This window comes from Burkholderia ambifaria AMMD, from assembly GCF_000203915.1.
Classification (GTDB): Bacteria; Pseudomonadota; Gammaproteobacteria; order Burkholderiales; family Burkholderiaceae; genus Burkholderia; species Burkholderia ambifaria.
Genome location: NC_008390.1, coordinates 2,746,304 through 2,764,109 on the forward strand (window position 1 = coordinate 2,746,304; position 17,806 = coordinate 2,764,109).

Genomic DNA, 17,806 nt, shown 5'->3' on the forward strand with positions numbered 1-17,806 from the left:
CGGTTCGTCGTGGATCGGGCAATAAGGTCAGAAAGCGATGCCGAGCGTCAGGTACGGGCGCACGCTGTGGTTACGCAGCCCGTACGCGACGTCGACGTTGATCGGGCCGACCGGGCTGCGCCAGCGCGCGCCGACGCCGACGCCCGGGTAGAACACCTTCTCGCCCCACGCATCGGTCGCGGTGCCGATGTCGAAGAACGTCGCGGCGCCCCAGTCGCGGTTGAACCAGTGCTGGTATTCGGCGGTGCCCGTCATCAGGTACTTGGTCGGCAGCACGGAGCCGGCGACGCTGTTGCCGATGCTCTGGTAGCCGTAGCCGCGCACCGAGTTCGAGCCGCCCGCGCGGAACAGCAGCGACGCCGGCACGCCGGTCGAGCTGCCGCTCGTGAACACGCCGCCGAGCTCCGCGCGGAACACGAACAGGTCGCGCTTGCCGATCGGCACGTACTGCTGGCCGCGCGCGTAACCGCGGATGAAGGTCTGGTCGGTCAGCACGCCCTTGATCGCGAAGCCGGCCTCCGCGTGGATCAGGTTGCCCGAGCGCGGGAACAGCGGATCGTCGACGTTGCGGCGCGTCCACGACCACTGCGGCACCAGCGCGCGGCTCGTGGTCGGGCCAGCACCGTTCTGGTCGAGCCGGTCCTGGTAGTACATCAGCGAGTACGCGTAGTCGATGAACTGGCCCGTGCGCGTGCGCTGCGCGCCGATCCGCGCGCTGTAGATGCGCGTGTCCGACACGTTGGTGTTCGTGTACGACGCGAGCACGCTGTTGGTCCACCCTTTCTCGCCGGGCGGCATCGACAGCTGCACCTGGCCGTACTGCTGAATCTGGTCGACCCGGCCCGACACGGTGAACGGCCACGCGGCGCCGAACGTGTCGAGGTACGTGTACGAGCCCTGCACGTGCGGGCCCGTGTCGGTCGCGTAGCCGACGCCGCCGCGAATGTTGTTGTACGGGAATTCGCTGACCTTTACGTGCACGGGCGTGAGCGCGGGCTTCGACGTATCGTCGCCGACGTCGATCGCGACGCTCGCGTAGTACGGCGTGTTCTGCAGTTGCCGCTGCAGCTCGGTGATCCGCCGCGCGTCGTAGATCTCGCCTTCGGACAGCGGGTTGACGTTCGTGACGATCTTCTCCGGATAGCGGCGCACGCCGTCGACATCAACCTTGCCAATCGTAAATGTCGGGCCGCTGTCGAACGCGACGGCCAGCGTCGCGCGCTGCGTGCGCGGGTCGATGCGCGCCTCCGACGACGTGATCTTCGCGCCCAGGTAGCGGCGCGACTGCAATTGCTTGAGCGCCTCGCCCTTTGCGGTGTCCCAGCCGGACTGCGTGAACGGATCGCCGGGCTTCAGCGAGAACGCGAAGCGGGTCGCGGTCTCCTGCTTCGGATCCTCGGTGTCGACGGGCCCCTTGAACGTCAGGTCGACCGTCGACACGACGGTCTGCGGCCCCGGATCGACGGCGACGCGCACGTCGCGCTTGCCGTCGCGCGTGCGCACGTCGGTGCGCACGACCGGCGAAAAATAGCCGGCCGTCGCGGCCAGGTCGCGAACCTGCTGCGGCGTGGCGGTCACGAGGAAGTCGAACTGATCGTCGCTGATGTCGTCGCGCTTCGCGAAGCGCGCAATATCGAGATGGGCCTTCAGGAGCTTGCGGATCGAGCGCGGCGCGTCGATGTCGACGTCGTACTTCGCGTAGGCCGGCAATACGACGCACGCGGCGAGACAGCCCACGAGGGCGGCCCGGGCCGCGCCAGCGACGCCGCGCCGCGCGCGATCACCCGCGTGCCGGGCCGCGCACGGTTCGCGCGGCGCCGCCTCATGCGCCGGATATGCTTGCTGGTTCGCCTGACCCGCCAAATATGACCTCGCCCTCGGTTGTCATGGTTTCGTGGAAAGCCCTGTATTTGACCACAGGGCGGCATCCCTGCCCGCGCCGGCGCCGCTTTGACGCTTGCGCGCAACGACGCGCGTGACCGGCCGGTCACGCGTGGGCAGTCACGCCGCACGCGCCGGCCAGCGGATTCGACGCGCGATTGCCGCCGGCTGTTCCCCGCGATGCGGTAAAATCCCGCCATCGAGAATCCGGCGCATCGTGCGCCCCCTGAAACGGAAAGCCAAGCCATGCCGTACCAGTCCGACGTCACGCAATTCCTGAATCAGCTCAAGCAACAGAAGCCGACGCTCGAAGCCGAGCAACGCAAGGGCCGCTCGCTGCTGTGGGACAAGCAGCCGATCGACCTCGACGAGCGCGCCGAGCAGCAGGAATCGCGCGTGAAGCAAACGTCCTACGTCTACTACCAGAACTTCTAAGCACGTGAGCGCCGCCGACGAGGCCAGCGCCGCCCGGCAGGACGACGCGATCGCCGCGCCCGCGGGCGCCGATTCGACGCCCGACACGGTCGACGGCGTCGCGGCGTTCGCGCGCCTGTACGGCGAGCCGCTCTTCAAGCTGCCGCAGGATCTCTACATCCCGCCCGATGCGCTCGAGATCTTCCTCGAGACGTTCGAAGGCCCGCTCGACCTGCTGCTGTACCTGATCCGCAAGCAGAACTTCAACGTGCTCGACATCCCGATGGCGCAGGTCACCGCGCAATATCTCGGTTATGTCGACCAGATCCGCACGTCGAACCTCGAGCTGGCCGCCGAATACCTGCTGATGGCCGCGATGCTGATCGAAATCAAGTCGCGGATGCTGCTGCCGGTCAAGAAGGCCGACACCGGCGAGGAAGCCGAGGATCCGCGCGCGGAGCTCGTGCGCCGCCTGCTCGAGTACGAGCAGATGAAACTTGCCGCGCAGCGCCTCGACCAGCTGCCGCAGCTCGGCCGCGACTTCCTGCGCGCCGAGGTCTACATCGAGCAGAGCACCACGCCGCGCTTCCCGGACGTCGATTCGAACGACCTGCGCGCCGCGTGGGCCGACGTGCTCAAGCGCGCGAAGCTCGTCCAGCACCACAAGATCTCCCGCGAGGAGCTGTCGGTGCGCGAACACATGAGCCTGATCCTGCGCCGGCTGCAGAATGCACGCTTCATGGAGTTCGCCGACCTGTTCGACACGTCGCGCGGCGTGCCGGTCGTCGTCGTGAACTTCATCGCGATGCTCGAGCTCGCGCGCGAATCGCTGCTCGAGATCACGCAGGCCGAACCGTTCGCGCCGATCTACGTGCGCCTCGCCTACCTGCCCGCATAACGCGCGCCGCCGCGGCCGGGGCGTCCCCGCACACCGCCATACACCTCTACGCACCGCATTGCGCCGCCGGGCCCGCCCGCGCGGCCGGCCCACGGCATGCCCGGTTAAAAAGTGAACGATCGTTCTTTTTTCGATGCGCCCGGCGGCCAAATCCTCTACAATCCGCCGACGCCCGATGCGCCGCCCGCGCGCCGGCGTTCTCCGCTTCGACCCCGACGCCGCTGTTGCGGCGCCAACGCGCGCATGCGCGAGGAACCCGCTACCCGATCATGAAAGTCATCAGCTCGATCCAGGAACTGCGCGACCAGTTGCGCGGCCAGAACCGCACGGCGTTCGTGCCGACGATGGGCAACCTGCACGAAGGTCACCTGTCGCTGATGCGCCTCGCGCGCCAGCACGGCGACCCGGTCGTGGCGAGCATCTTCGTCAACCGGCTGCAGTTCGGCCCGAACGAGGATTTCGACAAATATCCGCGCACGCTGCAGGACGACATCGAGAAGCTGCAGAAGGAAAACGTCTACGTGCTGTTCGCGCCGACCGAGCGCGACATGTACCCGGAGCCGCAGGAGTACCGCGTGCTGCCGCCGGACGACCTCGGCGGGATCCTCGAGGGCGAGTTCCGCCCCGGCTTCTTCGCCGGCGTGTGCACGGTCGTCACGAAGCTGATGTCCTGCGTGCAGCCGCGCGTCGCCGTGTTCGGCAAGAAGGACTACCAGCAGCTGATGATCGTGCGCCGGATGTGCCAGCAGCTCGCGCTGCCGGTCGACATCATCGCGGCCGAGACCGTGCGCGACGAGGACGGCCTCGCGCTGTCGTCGCGCAACCGCTACCTGACGACCGACGAGCGCAAGGAAGCGCCCGAACTCGCGAAAACACTGCAGCGCGTGCGCGACGGCGTGCTCGGCGGCGAACGCGACCTCGGCAAGCTCGAGCAGACCGCGCGCGCGCACCTGGCCGAGCGCGGCTGGGCGCCCGACTACATCTCGATCCGCCGCCGCGCGAACCTGATCGCGCCGAGCGCCGCCGAGCTCGAAGCCGGCGAGCCGCTCGTCGTGCTCGCGGCCGCGAAGCTCGGCGCGACGCGCCTGATCGACAACCTGGAAATCTGACGGGCCGCCCGCCCTCGCCTCTCACGCATCACGGAGATACCATGCAGCGCCACATGCTCAAATCGAAGATCCACCGCGCGGCCGTCACGCACTGCGAGCTGCATTACGAAGGCTCGTGCGCGATCGACGAAGATCTGCTCGAAGCGGCGAACCTCGTCGAAAACGAACGGATCGACATCTGGAACATCAACAACGGCGAGCGCTTCTCGACGTACGCAATCAAGGGCGAGCGCGGCAGCGGGATGATCTCGCTGAACGGCTCGGCCGCACGCCGCGCCCAACTCGGCGACCTCGTGATCATCGCGGCGTTCGCGATGGTCGACGAAGCCGAGCTGCAGGCCGGCTGGAAGCCGAAACTCGTGTTCATCGACGAAGGCAACAAGATCAAGGGCCACCGCGATCACGTGCCGACGCAGAACTGGACCTGAGCCACGCGGCCGCCGGCGTGTCGCGACACGCTGGGTTGTTGTATCGCGGCGCCCCGCGCGCCGTTGCTGCCGGTGTCGTGCAGCCGTAGACGTACGAAGGGCCTGGTCCGGCGCGATGCCGGATCAGGCCCTTCTTCATTCGACCGGGTTCGCCGCTTCGCCGCCGCCGGTTCGCCCGGGTTCGCCCGGCCCGGTCAGGACGCCTTGCCGACCTTCTCCGCTTTCGGCGCGCGGCGCTCGGCCCATTCGACGATCGGCCGCCACTGCTCGAGATCCTTCTCGACGCGGCTCTTCGCGACGTCCCACAGCGTCAGCCCGTGCGCGGCGATCTGCACGTAGTTCTGCGTGTCGCGCACGTAGCCGAGCACCGGCAGCCCGAGCCCCTCGACGAAACGATGCAGCTGGTCGGACGAGCGCGTGCGCGCGTCGACCCGCATCCCGACGATCCCGACCTCGACGCTGCCCTTGCGCACGGCCTTCTCGCCGGCGAGGCGCTCCAGAAACTGCTGGGTCGCGAGGATATCGAACATCGACGGCTGCAGCGGCACGATCACCTTGTCGGCGAGCTGCAGCGCGACGCTGAGCCGGTTGCCGTGCAGGCCGGCCGGCGTGTCGATCACCGCATATTCGAGGCCGCGCGGCGGCTTCGACGGCGCGTCCGGATCGAGTTCCCACGCCTCGATCGCCGGCAGGCCGGCCGGCCGCAGGTCGAGCCACGCATGCGCGGACTGCTGCCGATCGAGATCGGCGAGCGCGACCCATGCGCCCTGCGCCGCGAAATAGCCGGCAAGATTGGTGGACAGCGTGCTCTTCCCCACGCCGCCCTTCGGATTCGCCACCACGATGACCGTCATGAATTCCCCCAAAAAGCCGCGCGGCGCCTGCCGCCTCGCAGGCGCCGCTCGATTGCGGATACAGGGAGCGATGATATCGGCAAACGGGGTATCACCGGAACGGGTCGCGCCGATGCCCGCCCCGTTTATGCGGTCCGCGTCGCGGTGCGCGGTGCGCCGAGCGCGAACGCGCCGCCGCCCAGCAGCGCCTGCACGGCCAGCGTGACGGCCCAGAACGCCGGGTATTCCCAGCCGCCGTGCGGCGACCCAAAGCTCCAGCCGTTCGGCAGATGCGCGGACACCGCGCCGAGCATGAACGGCAGCAGCACGAGCGCGACGACGCGCACGCGGAAGCCCGCCAGCAGCGCGAGGCCGCCGGCCAGTTCGACGAACGTCGTCACGTAGGCGAGCCAGCCCGGCAGGCCGATCGACGCGAAGAACTGCGCGGTGCCGGGCAGCGTGAAGACGAACACCTTCTGCGCGACGTGCGCGAGGTACAGCACGCCGAGTGCGACACGCAGCAGCGTCGCGCCGAGATCGTTCAGGCGATTGGGGTTCATGGCGAATTCCTTCGTGAGTGGCTGAGAACGGATGCACTCTATTCGAATCGATTCGGCCGATAAACACGCACCAACGCTTTAATTGATTCCCAATGAGAACGAATCAGGCCATAAAAAAGGGCATGACCGATCATGCCCTGACGTCCTGTCTCCGATACGCCTGTCAGCCGCCGCTCTTGCCTTGTGCGGCGTCGCCCGAGCCGGTCGAACCGCCGCCCGGTGTGTACGAGTCGCACGCGTGCGCAAGCGCCGACGCGCCCAGCAGCGCCGCGAGCAGCACGCTCAACCACCATCGAGCCTTCATCGTCGCGCTCCTTCGGGCGGACCTCCGCCCACCTGAGTTGTACGCGATCCTGCGCAAAATGCCAGGCCGACGGCGCCGCGCCGTGCGTCAGCGGAATTCGGCGTACAGCGCGCGCAGGTCGAGATGCTCGGCGAACGAATCGGCCAGCCGCTCCAGCGACGCTTCGCGCAGCGCCGGGTAGTCGATGCGTTCCGCGCCGTCGAGCCCCGCCCACGCGAGCAGTACCGCGCACGCGTCAGGCGCGTCGAACAGCCCGTGCACGTAGGTCGCGAGGATCTGCCCGTCCGCCGACACCGCGCCGTCCGGGCGCACGCCACCCGATGCGTCGCCCGCCGCCAGCGTCAGCGCGGGCGCCGCGAGCGCCGGCCCGCGCGTGTCGCCCATGTGGATCTCGTAGCCGTGCACGGCGGCCGCGCCGGGCAGCGCGAGATGCCCGGTCACGTTCTTCAGCGTCTTGTCCGGCTGCAGCGTCGTGTCGAAGTCGAGCAGCCCGAGCCCCGGCACGCTGGCCGGCGCACCCTCGAGGCCGAGCGGATCGTCGAGCGTGCGGCCGAGCATCTGCATCCCGCCGCAGATGCCGATCACCTTGCCGCCATAGCGCAGGTGCCGGCGGATCACCGCGTCCCAGCCCGCGTCGCGCAGCCACGCGAGATCGCGCTGCACGCTCTTCGAGCCGGGCAGGATCAGCAGGTCGGCGTCCGGCACCGGGCCGCTCTTCCAGTACGTGAACTCGACCTGCGGATGCGCGCGCAGCGGATCGAAATCGGTGTGGTTGCTGATCCGCGGCAGCGCGGGCACCACCACCCGCAGCACGCCGGCGTCGCCGCGCGCGGCGGCGCTGCGTGCCTGCGACGGCAGCATGTCCTCGGCGTCGAGCAGCAGCCCGTGCAGGTACGGCAGCACGCCGAACACCGGCTTGCCCGTCTGCGCGCGCAGCCAGTCGAGGCCCGGTTCGAGCAGCTTGATGTCGCCGCGAAAGCGGTTGATGACGAAACCGCGCACGCGCGCACGCTCGCTGTCCGACAGGCACGCGAGCGTGCCGACCAGGTGCGCGAATACGCCGCCGCGATCGATGTCGGCCACGAGCACGACCGGGCAGTCCACGCGTTCGGCGAAGCCCATGTTCGCGATGTCGCCTTCGCGCAGGTTGATCTCGGCCGGGCTGCCCGCCCCTTCGACGAGCACCGTGTCGTAGCCGGCGCGCAGCCGCGCGTACGATTCGAGCACCGCATCGAACGCGACCGGCTTGTAGTCGTGGTACGCACGCGCATCGAGGTTCATGCGCGCCTTGCCGTGAATGATCACCTGCGCGCCGCGATCGCTCGTCGGCTTCAGCAGCACCGGGTTGAAATCAGTATGGGGCGCCACGCCCGCAGCGAGCGCCTGCAGCGCCTGCGCGCGGCCGATCTCGCCGCCGTCGGCCGTCACCGCGCTGTTCAGCGCCATGTTCTGCGGCTTGAACGGCGCGACGCGCGCGCCCGCGCGGCGCGCGAGGCGGCACAGGCCCGCGACGAGCGTGCTCTTGCCCGCGTCGGACGTCGTGCCCTGGATCATCAACGTGCCGCGCGGCGGCGCTTCGGGTGCGTTCATCGTGTGCAAGGTGGTGGCGAAGCAAAGGCCGCATTATCGCCCGCGCCGCCGCGCGCGCGCCGTTACAATCACGCGATGATTCCGCACGACCTCACCTTCGTCCTCGGCGGCGCGCGTTCGGGCAAGAGCGCGCACGCCGAGCGTCTCGCCGCCGACAGCGGCCGCTCCGTCACCTATATCGCGACCGCAACCGCGAGCGCCGCCGATGCCGAGTTCGAGCAACGCATCGCGCATCACCGCGCGCGCCGGCCGGCCGCCTGGGGCTTCGCCGACGCGCCCGTCGACCTCGCCGGCACGCTCGCGCGGCTCGACGATCCGCGCGCGTGCCTGCTCGTCGACTGCCTCACGCTGTGGCTCACGAACCTGCTGTGCCCGCTCGACGGCGAACCGCTCGACGACGCGCAGTACGCGGCGCAGGTGGAGCGGCTCGAACACGCGTTGCGCCACGCGCGCGCGAAGGTGATCGTCGTCAGCAATGAAATCGGGCTCGGCGTCGTGCCGCTCGGGTCGGTCACGCGCCGCTACGTCGACGAGCTCGGGCGCCTGAACCAGCGCATCGCCGCACTCGCGACCCGCGTGACGCTGCTGGTGGCCGGGCTGCCGCTCGAGCTCAAGGCCGGAGCGCCGTCATGCTGATGCTGTCGCTGCCCGTCGTCGCGATGCTCGCGGTCGCGGCCGCGATCGTCGATCGCATCGTCGGCGAACCGGCCGGCTGGCATCCGCTCGTCGCGTTCGGCCGGCTCGCCGGCCGCATCGAAGCCGCGCTGAACACGGGCCGGCGCGGCCGCGTGGTCGGCGTCGCCGCATGGGTCGCGGCGGTGGTGCCGCCGGTTGCCATCGCCGCGTGGCTCGCGGCCGTGCTGCCCTGGCCGCTCGCGGCCGCGCTGCACGTCGCGCTGCTGTGGTTCGCGCTCGGCGCGAAGAGCCTCGCCGATCACGTCGCCCCGATCGCCGCCGCGCTGCTGCGGCACGATCTCGACGCCGCACGCGCGCTGACCGCGCGCATCGTGTCGCGCGACACCAGCGAAGCCGACGAAGGCGCGCTGTCGCGCGCGGCCGTCGAATCGGCGCTCGAGAACGGCAACGACGCGATCTTCGGCGCGCTGTTCTGGTTCGTGGTCGCCGGCGGCCCCGGCGCGCTGCTGTTCCGGCTCGCGAACACGCTCGACGCGATGTGGGGCTACCGCACGCCGCGCTTCCTGACCTTCGGCTGGGCTGCCGCGCGCCTCGACGACGCGCTCAACTGGATTCCCGCGCGCCTCACCGCCGCGAGCTACGCGCTGCTCGGCGACACGGCCGCCGCGTGGCGCTGCTGGCGCACGCAGGCACGCCACTGGGACAGCCCGAACGCGGGCCCCGTGATGGCCGCGGGCGCCGGCAGCCTGAACGTGCAGCTCGGCGGCCCGGCCGTCTATCACGGCCAAATCGAAGACCGTCCCGCGCTCGGCACCGGCGCGAGCGCGACGGCCGTGCACGTGGTCGCCGCGCTGTCGCTCGTCACGCGCACGCTCGCGCTGTGGCTCGCGCTGCTCGTCGCGAGCGGCGCACTCATCCTCGCTACCCATCATGTCTGACGCACGCATCCCGCACGGCGGCAACCTGCACGAAGCCGCGCGCCGCCACGGCATTCCGCACGACGACTGGCTCGACCTGTCGACCGGCATCAATCCGATCGGGTATCCGGTGCCGCCGGTCCCGGCCGACGCCTGGCGCCGGCTGCCCGACGACGGCGATGCGCTCGCCGCGTGCGCGGCCGGCTACTATCACGCACCCGATGCCGCGCACGTGCTGCCGGTCGCCGGCAGCCAGGCCGCGATCCGCGCGTTGCCCGCGCTGCTGCCAATCGGCGACGCCGGCGTCGCGGCGCTCGCGTATGGCGAATACGCGCCGGCCTTCGCCCGCCACGGCCATCGCGTCGTGCCGCTCGACATCGACGCGAACGTGTTGCCTGCAACGGTGCGTCACGTCATCGTCGGGAATCCGAATAATCCGACCGCCGAATGCGTGCCGGTCGAGCGGCTGCTCGGCTGGCATGCGCAGCTGTCGGCACGCGGCGGCACGCTGATCGTCGACGAGGCCTTCGCGGATACGGGCGCTACGCCCTCGCTCGCGCAGTACACCGATCGCCAGGGTCTCGTCGTGCTGCGCTCGGTCGGCAAGTTCTTCGGGCTCGCCGGCATTCGCGCGGGCTTCGTGCTCGCGCATCCCGACCTGATCGCCGCGCTGCGCGACGTGCTCGGCGCATGGACCGTCAGCGGCCCTGCGCGTCATGCAGTGACCGCCGCGTTCGCCGATCGCGCATGGCAGGCGGCCGCGCGCGAACGGCTCGCGACCGACGGCGAACGACTCGCCACGCTGTTGCGCATGCACGGCTTCGCGGTGCACGCGACACCGCTCTTCAGCTGGACCGACGACCCGCGCGCCAGCCCGTTGCATGCGGCGCTCGCCGCGCGCGGAATCTGGACGCGGTACTTCGCGCAACCGTCGAGCGTGCGCGTCGGCCTGCCGGGCTGCGAAGCCGAATGGCGGCGGCTCGCCGGTGCGCTCGCGGAGTGCGTCCCGATGCTGCAACAGGTATCCGCATGAACGCTCGCTTGTCGCGCCTGTTGCGACCGCTGCCGCCGCTCGCGATGCTGGTCGCGCTCGCGCTCGCGCACGCGCCCGTCGCTCACGCCGACGTCACGGCCCGCGACGATGCCGGCAATACCGTCACGCTGCCCGCCCCGGCCCAGCGCGTGATCAGTCTCGCGCCGCATGCGACCGAGCTGGTCTACGCGGCCGGCGGCGGCGCGAAGCTGGTCGGCACGGTCACGTACAGCGACTACCCGCCCGCCGCGCAGGCCGTGCCGCGCGTCGGCGACAACAAGGCCCTCGACCTCGAGCGGATCGCCGCGCTGAAGCCGGACCTGATCGTCGTCTGGCGGCACGGCAACGCCGAACGGCAGACCGATGCGCTGCGGGCGCTGCACATCCCGCTGTTCTTCAGCGAACCGAAACATCTCCACGACGTGGCGACGTCCCTGCGCCAGCTCGGTACGCTGCTCGGCACGGCACCCGTCGCCGACGCGGCCGCGGCATCGTTCTCGCGCGACATCGCGGCGCTGCGCGCACGCTACGCGGCGCGCGCGCCCGTCACGATGTTCTTCCAGGTATGGGACCGGCCGCTGACGACGCTCAACGGCGCGCACCTGTTCAACGAAGTCATTGCGCTATGCGGCGGCCGCAACGTGTTCGCGGCGCTGAAGCCGCTCGCGCCGAGCGTCACCGACGAGGCCGTGCTCGCGGCCAATCCGGAAGCGATCGTGACGACGAGCGCCGGCGCGACGCGCTCGGACGCGCCGCTGCCGAGCCTCGCGCGCTGGCGTGCATGGCCCGCGCTGACGGCCGTGGCGCGCAACAACCTGTTCGCGATCGACGGCGATCTGCTGACCCGGCCGTCACCGCGGATCGCGCAAGGCGCGGCCGCGCTGTGCGAGGATCTCGACGCGGCGCGGGCGCGGCGGCCGGCGCGCTGATTTCGGGCTTCGAAGCGCTTCCGCGTATGCGCTTCAGGCGAGCATGCGCGTCGCCTACGCGTCCCAGTGGACGAGTTCCCACGTGCGCGCGGCATCATCCCTGCGCAACCACACGACGCCGGCCGTCGGCACCGGCCGCGACAGCAGCGTATCGAGCGGCACACGCAACGCGTGCGCGGCGAGCACGCGAATCACGCCTGCATGCGTGACTACCCATTGCGGCGCGTCGGTCTGCGCGACGGCGTCCGCGATCCGTGCGACACGCGCGGCGAATCGTGCAACGCTTTCGCCGCCATGCGCGCACGCATGCATCAGGTCGGCCGCCCACGCATCGAGCGCGGCGCGGTCGATATCGTCCCAACGCTGCAGCTCCCACACGCCGAAGTCCATTTCCTGCCAGCCCGCGTCGCGCCGCAGCGGCACGCCCAACGCCTGCGCGAGCCGTTCGGCGACCGACGCGCAGCGTATCAGCGGGCTCGTCCAGAGCTGCTCGGGCAACGGCGCCCCGAGCGCCGCCAGGCGCTCGCGCACGGCCCGCGCGCCCACGTCGGCCGAGGCGGCGAGCGGCACGTCGCTGCGTCCGTAGCACACGCCCGGCTCGACATCGACGGCCGGATGACGAATCAGGACGAGATCCATCCGAGCACCACCAGATAGATCGCGAGTTCACTCAGTTGCTGCGCGAAGCCGAGACAGTCGCCGGTATAACCGCCGATCCGCTTCACGAAATAGCGGGCCGCCCATGCCCGCACGAGCATGAGCGCGACGAAGGCCGCGACGCCCGCGCGCCAGTCCGGCCACAACAGCCACGGCAGCCCGAATGCGGCCGCGACCCACGCCGCGCGCACGCCCATGCGCTGCGCGACCGGCTTCGCCTTGCCCTCCGGCCGAACGTAGTCGAGCGACATCAGCAGGCTCACGGCCGCCGCCCGGCTCGCCGCATGCGCGGCGACCATCGTCCACGCGGCGCGCAGCGGCGGCATGGCCGCGAGCGCCTGCCATTTCAGGCCGAGCGTGATCACGAGCGCGGCCGCGCCGAACGTGCCGATGCGCGAGTCGTGCATGATCCGCAGCACGTCTTCGCGCGTATAGCCGCCGCCGAATGCATCGCAGCTGTCGGCGAGGCCATCCTCATGGAACGCGCCGGTCGCGAGCAGCGTCGCGGCCATCGACAGGCCGACCGCGATCGACGCGGGCAGCACGCGCAGCGCCGCGAGATAGACGAGCGCGCCCCACGCGCCGACGCATGCGCCGACCAGCGGGAAGTAACGCGCGGCCTGGTCGAGATCGCCGGCCGCATAGCCGATCGCGCGCGGCACCGGCACGCGCGTGAAATAGCCGAGCGCGACGAAGAAGTAGCGCAGTTCGGCGCGTACGCCGCCGCGCGCGCGCTCAGGCGTCACGATTGTCGACGCCGGCGGATTCGAAGCTCGCCATCTCGGTGAGGAACGCGGCCGCCGCGCGCACCAGCGGCAGCGCGAGCGCGGCGCCCGTGCCTTCGCCGAGCCGCAGGTCGAGCGCGAGCAGCGGCTTCGCGCCGAAATGCTCGAGCATGCGCCGGTGGCCGGCCTCGTGGGACGCATGCGAGAACACGCAGTAATCGCGCACGCCGGGCGCGATGCGCTCGGCGACGAGCAGCGCGGCCGTCGCGATGAAGCCGTCGACGAGGATCGTCATTCGCTCGCTCGCGGCCGCGAGATACGCGCCCGTCATCATCGCGATCTCGAAGCCGCCGAACGTCGCGAGTACGTCGAGCGGCGCGATCGCGTGCGAATGCCGGACGAGCGCGCGGCCGAGCACCGCGCGCTTGTGCGCGAGCCCCTGGTCGTCGAGGCCCGTGCCGCGCCCCACGCACGCGTCGATCGGCACGTCGAGCAAACGGCTCATCAGGCATGCGGCCGACGACGTGTTCGCGATCCCCATTTCGCCGAAGCCGATCACGTTCGTGCCGAGCGACGCGTGCAGGCGCACCCGCGCGGCACCGGCCGCGAGCGCCGTCGTCGCCTCGTCGCGCGTCATCGCCGGTTCGGCTGCGAAGTTGCGCGTGCCGCGCGCAACCGGCAGCGACACGAGCCGGTCGGATACCGGCAGCGGCGACGCGACGCCCGCGTCGACGATCTCGAGCACGCACTGCGCGACACCCGAGAACGCATTGATCGCCGCGCCGCCGGCCAGGAAGTTCGCAACCATCTGCGCGGTGACCGCCTGCGGATACGGGCTCACGCCCTCGGCCGCGATCCCGTGGTCGCCGGCGAACACGATCGTCACGGGACGCTGCACGTGCGGCCGCTCGGTGCGCTGGATCAGGCCGATCTGCAACGCGATCGCCTCGAGCTGGCCGAGACTGCCGGGCGGCTTGGTCTTGTGATCGATCACATGCTGCAGGCGCTTGCGCAGCGCGTCGTCGAGCGGCGCGATCGCGGGCGGGAAGTCGGTCGGATTCGTCATCGGAAGGTTTGCCTCGTTGGCGCGGCCGGTGCCGCGCATCGAAAGAAGAGAGTTCATCGCCGCTCGGGCCACGCGGGCAGCAGCGCGTCGCGGCCGTTCTCGCGGATCAGCACGAGCGGGTAGCCGAACGCGTCGCTCGCTCGCGTCGGCGTCAGCACGTCGTGCACGGGGCCCGCCCATGCATGGCCGCGGCCGTCGAGCAACAGCGCGTGCGTCGCGAAACGCCGCGCGAGATTCAGGTCGTGACACGAGAACAGCACCGTGCGCGGGCCCGCGTCGAGCCATGTGCACAGCGCGGTGAGGCCATCGATCTGGTGATGCAGGTCGAGATGGGCGAGCGGCTCGTCGAGCAGCATCAGCGGCGCATCCTGGCACAGCGTCGCGGCCAGCGCGACGCGCTGGCGCTCGCCGCCCGACAGCGACAGCACGTCGCGCGACGCGAGCGCGCTCAGCCCGAACGTCGCGAGCGCATCGCGTGCGGCCGCGCGGTCGCCGTCGCGCTCCCAGCCCCAGCCGCCGAGATACGGAAAGCGGTTGAGCAGCACCGTGTCGAATACCGTCGCGCTGAACGCGTCGTGCAGTTGCTGCGGCATCAGCGCGCGGCGCCGTGCGAGCTGTTCGGGCGGCCACACAGCGAGTGGCAGGCGGTCGATCTCGACGTGGCCGCCGGCCGGCTGCCGCAGGCCCGCGAGCGTCGCGAGCAGCGTCGTCTTGCCGGCGCCGTTCGGCCCCGCGACGCACCAGATCTCGCCGGGCCGGAACGCCTGCGTGAAGCCGTCGAGCAGCGTGCGCTCGCCGGCCTTCAGCGTCAGGTCGACTGCCGCGCAGCTCATGTCGTCGGCGGTGTGTGGTGCGGCGTGCGTCATCGCATCGGTCTCCTCAGCAACATCCACAGGAACACCGGCACGCCGATCAACGCGGTCATCACGCCGACCGGCAATTGCGCGGGTGCGATCGCGGTGCGCGCGAGCAGGTCGGCCGCCATCACGCCGCCGCCGCCCGCGAGCATCGCGGCGGGCAGCAGCATGCGCTGGTCGTTGCCGAATGCGAGCCGCAGCGCGTGCGGCACGACGAGGCCAACGAAACCGATCGTGCCGGCCGTCGTCACCGCGGCCGCCGCGGCCAGCGACGCGACGAGGTAGATCCGCATGCGCAACCGCGCGACCGGCACGCCGAGCGCGAGCGCGGTCGCGTCGCCGCGCAGCAGCACGTTGAGTTGCGGCGCGGCCGGCAGCGCGACGCATGCGGCCAGCAGCAGCGCGCCCCACGCGAACCAGGGTGCCGTCACGCCGTTCAGATCGCCCGTCAGCCAGAAGATGATGCCGCGCAGCCGTGCATCGGGCGCGAGCGACAGCAGCAGCGTGACGAGCGCGCCCCACCCGGCCGCGATCACCACACCCGTGAGCAGCAGCCGCGGCGACGCATCGCGCGAATCACCGCGCCCCAGCTCGCGGCGAGCCAGCCCGAGCACGAGCGCGACCGACACGAGCGCGCCGGCGAACGCGGACGCATCGACGAGCCACCATGCGGCGCCCGCGATCATCGCGACGAGCGCGAAGCCGGCCGCCCCGCCGGATACGCCGAGCACGTACGGCTCCGCGAGCGGATTGCGCAGCAGCACCTGCAGCAGCGCACCGGCCAGCGCGAGTAGCGCGCCGCAGGCGAAGCCCGCGAGCGCACGCGGCAGTCGCAGCGTGCGCACGATGTCGGCGAACAGCGCGTCGCCGCCGTGCGGCACGAGCGACGCGAGCGCCTGCCACGGCGACATCGGCACGCTGCCGATCGACAGCGATGCGACGAACAGCAGCGCGACCACGGCCGCGAGCGCGGCCCAGATCGACGCGGCACGCGCGGCGCTCATGCGGGCCACGACATCGTGCACGACGCACGATGGCGTCGCTTGTCGCCGTTGCCGGCCGTGCGCGGCGCGGGCGTCGCGCCGCGGCGTGTTGTAGGCATACGCAAGCTCGTCATCCTTGTTGAGCAGGTTGTTGATGCGTGCACGGACGACCGGTGATCCCGAACAGCAGCGCGACCACGGCCACGAGCGCGGCCCAGATCGACGCGGCACGCGCGGCGCTCATACGGTGCACGAGGCGTCGTCATCGCGCGCCGCAGGATTGACGACACCGTCGTCGCAACGCCGCGTGCCGCCCGAGTCATTGTGCGCACGGCTCAGGCGCCACGCGCAGCCGAACGCGCGACTCGCCGCCATCGACGCGCGATACCGCGTGCGGCGATCGCCCCCCGAATCCGCGTTTCGCCGCGCGCGTCGCGCGACGTGGCGGCAGGTCGCGCGTCGGTCGAGCCGACGCGACACCACCGCGCAGATGGCCGCGCACACGGCCGCGATCCGGCGAGCCGCACGTTCGCGCGGCCGACGTTCTGCGCAATATAGTGGAAGCCGCCCCATCGGGTCGACCGGCGTCGCGCTGGCGTCACCGTCGAGTACGATCGGCTCGGCAACGGCGACTTGCGGCGGCAACGACGCGTCAGCACGCCGCGCGACGGATCGCGGCACCGCGTGACGCGCGACCTGCGACGTCGCCGCTCCGGACGGATCGGCGTATGCCGCAGCCCGCGCGACGGCGGCGAGCGGCACACCGCGACGCGCACCGGGCAGCGGGCGAACGATTGGGGTCAGCATCGAAGACAAGTCCCGTGAAGCACTGCGCGCCCCGCTTCCCCGCAGGCCGCGCGTCATGAAGCCATGCAGGCTCCTCGCCTCGGCCGGTATCCGGGCTGGCGGCGTACCGGCTCGCCTTCCCGCGCGTTTCACGCGCAGTGGCCCGCGCCCGCGTGCGACCTGCACGCGAAACGCGCCCGAGCCGGCCTGCGTCATGGGACGCGGCCGCTTACCGTTGCGGGGGCAGCGCAGGTTGGCGATCCCCGTGCGGAGCACGCGCCCTGCTTCCCGTTTAACCGCGCGACGCACGCGCGAGCACCGAGGCGGCGCCAGTTTAGGAGCGGGCCGCACGAGCGTCAAGAAAGCGCCCGGACGCATGCCGGGAGCGCGTCGGACGCGCATATTCGCGGCAAGAAGCGGGGGTGTTACGACTGGAAACGTTACAGATGTCGGAATGCGCGTTATTCCGCGCTAAAATGCTGGGTCTTTAGAGGACGCAGCAGATGCTCAACGAACTCGAAACTTTATCTCAAAATATTGGCCGTCTGATCTCGCTGAACAAGCGCTATCACTCGGAACGGCTCGCGCTCGAGGAGCAGGTCGCGCAAATGCGCGCGGAAGCGGACACCGTCCGCGCGGAACTCGCGCAGCTGCGCGACGAACGCAATGCACTCGCGGCGGAGCGCGACACGCTGTCGGCAAAGATCGACGACGCTCAGGTCAAACTGAACGCGATTCTCGAAAAGCTGCCGCGCACGAAGAGCGCCGAGCAGGCCGACAACCAGCTCGATCTGCTGGATGCGCAGGCGCGCCCGGATAGCGACGACGCGGCCAGCCACGGAGAACATGCATGAGCACCAAGCAGATCGAAGTCTCGATTCTCGGTCAGCCCTATCGGCTCGCCTGCTCGGCCGAGACCGAAGCCGCGCTGCTCGAGGCCGTCGCGCGCGTCGATGCCGAAATGTCGAAAATCCGCTCGAACAGCTCGGTGCGCGGCACCGATCGCATCGCGGTGATGGCGGCCCTGTCGCTCGCATCCGAATTGCTGCGCCTGCAAACGAGCGTGCGGCACGGTGAAGCATTTCCGGCGGAAGAAATCCGTCGTACAATGCACCAGATGAACGAACAGCTCGGCGCGGTGCTCGCACAGCACGAGACGCAGTAACGTTTGATCGATGTGTCGATTCCCCTTGATCTCGG

Annotated in this window: 21 protein-coding genes and 1 riboswitch; of the genes, 10 read left to right on the forward strand and 11 right to left on the reverse strand. The window is 70.5% G+C overall.

Features of this window, described 5'->3' with window-relative positions:
* Positions 1–27: 27 nt before the first annotated feature.
* Positions 28–1,863, reverse strand: coding sequence for an autotransporter assembly complex protein TamA (locus tag BAMB_RS12570; protein ID WP_011657656.1), 1,836 nt, complete (start codon positions 1,861–1,863; stop codon positions 28–30).
* Positions 1,864–2,127: 264 nt separating this feature from the next.
* Between BAMB_RS12570 and BAMB_RS12575 the strand changes: the two genes are divergently transcribed.
* The 4 genes from BAMB_RS12575 (at position 2,128) to panD (ending at position 4,730) form a co-directional block, all read left to right on the forward strand.
* A complete protein-coding gene (locus BAMB_RS12575; RefSeq protein WP_006761252.1) occupies positions 2,128–2,316 on the forward strand; it encodes a DUF3460 family protein in 189 nt (62 codons plus the stop codon).
* A 4-nt stretch (positions 2,317–2,320) separates the two neighbouring features.
* Positions 2,321–3,193, forward strand: coding sequence for a segregation and condensation protein A (locus BAMB_RS12580; protein ID WP_011657657.1), 873 nt, complete (start codon positions 2,321–2,323; stop codon positions 3,191–3,193).
* 269 nt (positions 3,194–3,462) lie between these two features.
* Complete coding sequence (panC, locus tag BAMB_RS12585; protein ID WP_011657658.1) at positions 3,463–4,302, forward strand: pantoate--beta-alanine ligase; 840 nt, start codon at positions 3,463–3,465, stop codon at positions 4,300–4,302.
* A gap of 41 nt (positions 4,303–4,343) precedes the next feature.
* On the forward strand, positions 4,344–4,730 hold the full coding sequence (gene panD, locus BAMB_RS12590; protein WP_006754524.1) for an aspartate 1-decarboxylase: 387 nt from the start codon (positions 4,344–4,346) through the stop codon (positions 4,728–4,730).
* Positions 4,731–4,924: 194 nt separating this feature from the next.
* On the opposite strand, the gene BAMB_RS12595 is transcribed toward panD, so the two are convergent.
* The 4 genes from BAMB_RS12595 to BAMB_RS12605 form a co-directional block, all read right to left on the reverse strand.
* Entirely contained in the window at positions 4,925–5,584 is a 660-nt protein-coding gene (locus tag BAMB_RS12595; RefSeq protein WP_011657659.1) for a ParA family protein, read from the reverse strand.
* 125 nt (positions 5,585–5,709) lie between these two features.
* On the reverse strand, positions 5,710–6,123 hold the full coding sequence (locus BAMB_RS12600; protein WP_011657660.1) for a DoxX family protein: 414 nt from the start codon (positions 6,121–6,123) through the stop codon (positions 5,710–5,712).
* 163 nt (positions 6,124–6,286) lie between these two features.
* Positions 6,287–6,427, reverse strand: coding sequence for a hypothetical protein (locus tag BAMB_RS35325; RefSeq protein ID WP_166488180.1), 141 nt, complete (start codon positions 6,425–6,427; stop codon positions 6,287–6,289).
* An 87-nt stretch (positions 6,428–6,514) separates the two neighbouring features.
* Complete coding sequence (locus tag BAMB_RS12605) at positions 6,515–8,017, reverse strand: cobyric acid synthase (RefSeq protein ID WP_011657662.1); 1,503 nt, start codon at positions 8,015–8,017, stop codon at positions 6,515–6,517.
* 75 nt (positions 8,018–8,092) lie between these two features.
* Between BAMB_RS12605 and cobU the strand changes: the two genes are divergently transcribed.
* Genes cobU through BAMB_RS12625 form a run of 4 tightly spaced genes read left to right on the forward strand, consistent with a single transcriptional unit; the run spans position 8,093 to position 11,532 of the window.
* Positions 8,093–8,653, forward strand: coding sequence for a bifunctional adenosylcobinamide kinase/adenosylcobinamide-phosphate guanylyltransferase (gene cobU / locus BAMB_RS12610; RefSeq protein WP_011657663.1), 561 nt, complete (start codon positions 8,093–8,095; stop codon positions 8,651–8,653).
* Positions 8,647–9,591, forward strand: coding sequence for an adenosylcobinamide-phosphate synthase CbiB (gene cbiB, locus BAMB_RS12615; protein WP_041491246.1), 945 nt, complete (start codon positions 8,647–8,649; stop codon positions 9,589–9,591). Before cobU ends, cbiB begins: the two co-directional genes overlap by 7 nt.
* A complete protein-coding gene (gene cobD, locus BAMB_RS12620; RefSeq protein WP_011657665.1) occupies positions 9,584–10,603 on the forward strand; it encodes a threonine-phosphate decarboxylase CobD in 1,020 nt (339 codons plus the stop codon). Before cbiB ends, cobD begins: the two co-directional genes overlap by 8 nt.
* Entirely contained in the window at positions 10,600–11,532 is a 933-nt protein-coding gene (locus tag BAMB_RS12625) for a cobalamin-binding protein (RefSeq protein WP_011657666.1), read from the forward strand. The genes cobD and BAMB_RS12625 overlap by 4 nt, the downstream gene beginning before the upstream one ends.
* Before the next feature lie 54 nt (positions 11,533–11,586).
* Here the strand turns inward: BAMB_RS12625 and cobC are convergent, their stop codons facing one another.
* From cobC to BAMB_RS12655, 6 genes are all read right to left on the reverse strand, one after another.
* On the reverse strand, positions 11,587–12,171 hold the full coding sequence (cobC, locus tag BAMB_RS12630) for an alpha-ribazole phosphatase (RefSeq protein WP_011657667.1): 585 nt from the start codon (positions 12,169–12,171) through the stop codon (positions 11,587–11,589).
* Positions 12,156–12,935 (reverse strand): adenosylcobinamide-GDP ribazoletransferase, encoded by a 780-nt coding sequence (locus BAMB_RS12635; protein WP_011657668.1) that lies wholly within the window; start codon positions 12,933–12,935, stop codon positions 12,156–12,158. Before BAMB_RS12635 ends, cobC begins: the two co-directional genes overlap by 16 nt.
* On the reverse strand, positions 12,925–13,980 hold the full coding sequence (cobT, locus tag BAMB_RS12640; RefSeq protein WP_041491389.1) for a nicotinate-nucleotide--dimethylbenzimidazole phosphoribosyltransferase: 1,056 nt from the start codon (positions 13,978–13,980) through the stop codon (positions 12,925–12,927). Before cobT ends, BAMB_RS12635 begins: the two co-directional genes overlap by 11 nt.
* 53 nt (positions 13,981–14,033) lie before the next feature.
* On the reverse strand, positions 14,034–14,846 hold the full coding sequence (locus BAMB_RS12645; protein WP_011657670.1) for an ABC transporter ATP-binding protein: 813 nt from the start codon (positions 14,844–14,846) through the stop codon (positions 14,034–14,036).
* Positions 14,843–15,841 carry a FecCD family ABC transporter permease gene (locus tag BAMB_RS12650; protein WP_006761136.1) on the reverse strand — a complete coding sequence of 333 codons (999 nt, stop codon included), beginning with the start codon at positions 15,839–15,841 and terminating at the stop codon, positions 14,843–14,845. The genes BAMB_RS12645 and BAMB_RS12650 overlap by 4 nt, the downstream gene beginning before the upstream one ends.
* 219 nt (positions 15,842–16,060) lie before the next feature.
* The gene (locus tag BAMB_RS12655) at positions 16,061–16,684 is read right to left on the reverse strand and encodes a hypothetical protein (RefSeq protein WP_127456312.1); all 624 of its coding nucleotides are present in this window, start codon (positions 16,682–16,684) and stop codon (positions 16,061–16,063) included.
* Between the two features lie 7 nt (positions 16,685–16,691).
* A riboswitch (cobalamin riboswitch) is annotated at positions 16,692–16,944 on the reverse strand.
* Between the two features lie 165 nt (positions 16,945–17,109).
* On the opposite strand from BAMB_RS12655, the gene BAMB_RS12660 reads away from it, so the two are divergent.
* Positions 17,110–17,460 carry a hypothetical protein gene (locus BAMB_RS12660; RefSeq protein ID WP_006750007.1) on the forward strand — a complete coding sequence of 117 codons (351 nt, stop codon included), beginning with the start codon at positions 17,110–17,112 and terminating at the stop codon, positions 17,458–17,460.
* Positions 17,457–17,771 (forward strand): cell division protein ZapA, encoded by a 315-nt coding sequence (locus tag BAMB_RS12665; RefSeq protein ID WP_006478091.1) that lies wholly within the window; start codon positions 17,457–17,459, stop codon positions 17,769–17,771. Before BAMB_RS12660 ends, BAMB_RS12665 begins: the two co-directional genes overlap by 4 nt.
* Positions 17,772–17,806: the final 35 nt, after the last annotated feature.